Raw genomic sequence first — 1573 nt, forward strand, 5'->3', positions numbered from 1 at the left:
ACGACCGCTTGCGGTCGGACGGATCCTAGCCCCTGGTCGGAGGGCGTAGCCCGAACGACCAGGGGAATACGGCAATCTTCCACCCACCTCTACGACCTCCCTTTGTGGGAGGTCGGACAATTTGGACTGGGAAGAGTTCAATAAAGAGCAATGAAAAAAGCTACCCTCAGCTGTTGAAGGTAGCTTTTTTGTTAGTTAAAGCCTAAGGCTTATCCGATAGGTCGCAGAGTGTGCTTTGCAAAGAAAGAGATGAGTATCCCAGGTACCGCCATAATCACAGCGTACCAGAGCAAACTCAACGCCCCATAGCTGAGCAATAGCGTACCAGCAATAGCTGTAGTAATCATAATCGAGAGATTAAACATACAAGACTGCACTGACATCGCCACATCCTTACCATGCTCCACCTGATTGCCCACAGCCGCCTGGAAAAGCGTCACAAGTGGACCAAAGGAAAGCCCCCACATGAAGAAGGCAAGGTGCGAAATACCAACCGTCCCCTTAAAGAAGTAAAAGAGCAACATCGCCACGGCCAGGAACGCAAACATCAGCACCGTCAGCTCCCTCAGGTAATGATCAATATACTTCGTCGCAATCACGATAGAGATGAGCGACCCAATTCCAAAGACCAGCAAGGCCACCTCTACCCCACCACTAATACCGATCTCGGCTACCAACTGGGTAATATAGGTGTAGACCCCATAATGCCCACAAACTCCAAGTAGCGTGAGAAGGATAATGAGCAAGATAGACTTATTCTTCAGCATCGCAAAAGGCGAAGTGCTCGAGGTGAGCTTCTCACCAGGCGTCGAAGGTAGCATCACAAGCGATAGCAGAGCAATCAAAGCTACCAATGACCCCAAGACGATAAACTCAATACGCCAGCCAAAGCGGTCGCCAATAGCAGTCATCAATGGCATCCCTAGGCTAATTCCTAGCGTATTACCCGCCATAATGATCGCCACAGCCTTACCTTGGTGCCCTGGCTCCACCAGTCGCATCCCAAAGGCTGCAATCATCGGCCACATCACACCGGCACAGATTCCGCCGAGGAAACGAAGGCCTAATATAACGTAGTAGTTCTGAATAATCCCAGAGAGTATATTGCATACTGCGAAGCCCACCAGCAAAAGTAATAGTAAATTCTTGCGATTAAAGCCCACCGTGGCAGATATAAGCGGAATACCGAAGATAGCCGACGCCAAGGCATACCAGCCCACCATTCGGCCACCCTCCACCTCATTAATTCCCAAATCGCCCATAATCTGCTGCAACACTCCAGAAGGGAGTAGCTCCGACAGAATTCCCACAAAGGTAACCGACGACATCAAGATCATCAAGACCCAAGGGAAAGCACCTACAGATTTCTTTTCTTGTACCATATAGTAAATATTTAAAGGTTTACACCTCTAAAGATACCCATTTAGATTGGTATAGAAAAGAAAACGAGCAAGAAAAATTAATAGATAAGTTAAGAGCTATCACAGGGGTTATCATTAGGAAGGTCTTACCATGTGGAATTCATTAGAGCGTCTACGGGAAAAGGACCTCGGCAGAGGTCCGTGTTAAATAG

1 protein-coding gene is annotated in these 1573 nt (G+C 48.2%); it reads right to left on the reverse strand.

Going from position 1 to position 1573, the window contains the following annotated elements; genetic code table 11:
- Window positions 1–209 precede the first annotated feature (209 nt).
- Window positions 210–1382, reverse strand: coding sequence for an MFS transporter (locus QVO39_RS00030; RefSeq protein ID WP_021902483.1), 1173 nt, complete (start codon window positions 1380–1382; stop codon window positions 210–212).
- Window positions 1383–1573: the final 191 nt, after the last annotated feature.

The sequence above is a fragment of the Porphyromonas sp. CAG:1061 genome, from assembly GCF_000435035.1.
Classification (GTDB): Bacteria; Bacteroidota; Bacteroidia; order Bacteroidales; family Porphyromonadaceae; genus Porphyromonas_A; species Porphyromonas_A somerae.

Bases quoted from the DNA above. Each gene is read 5' to 3' on its own strand.
- QVO39_RS00030 (WP_021902483.1), bottom strand. From the start codon at position 1,382: ATGGTACAAGAAAAGAAATCTGTAGGTGCTTTCCCTTGGGTCTTGATG.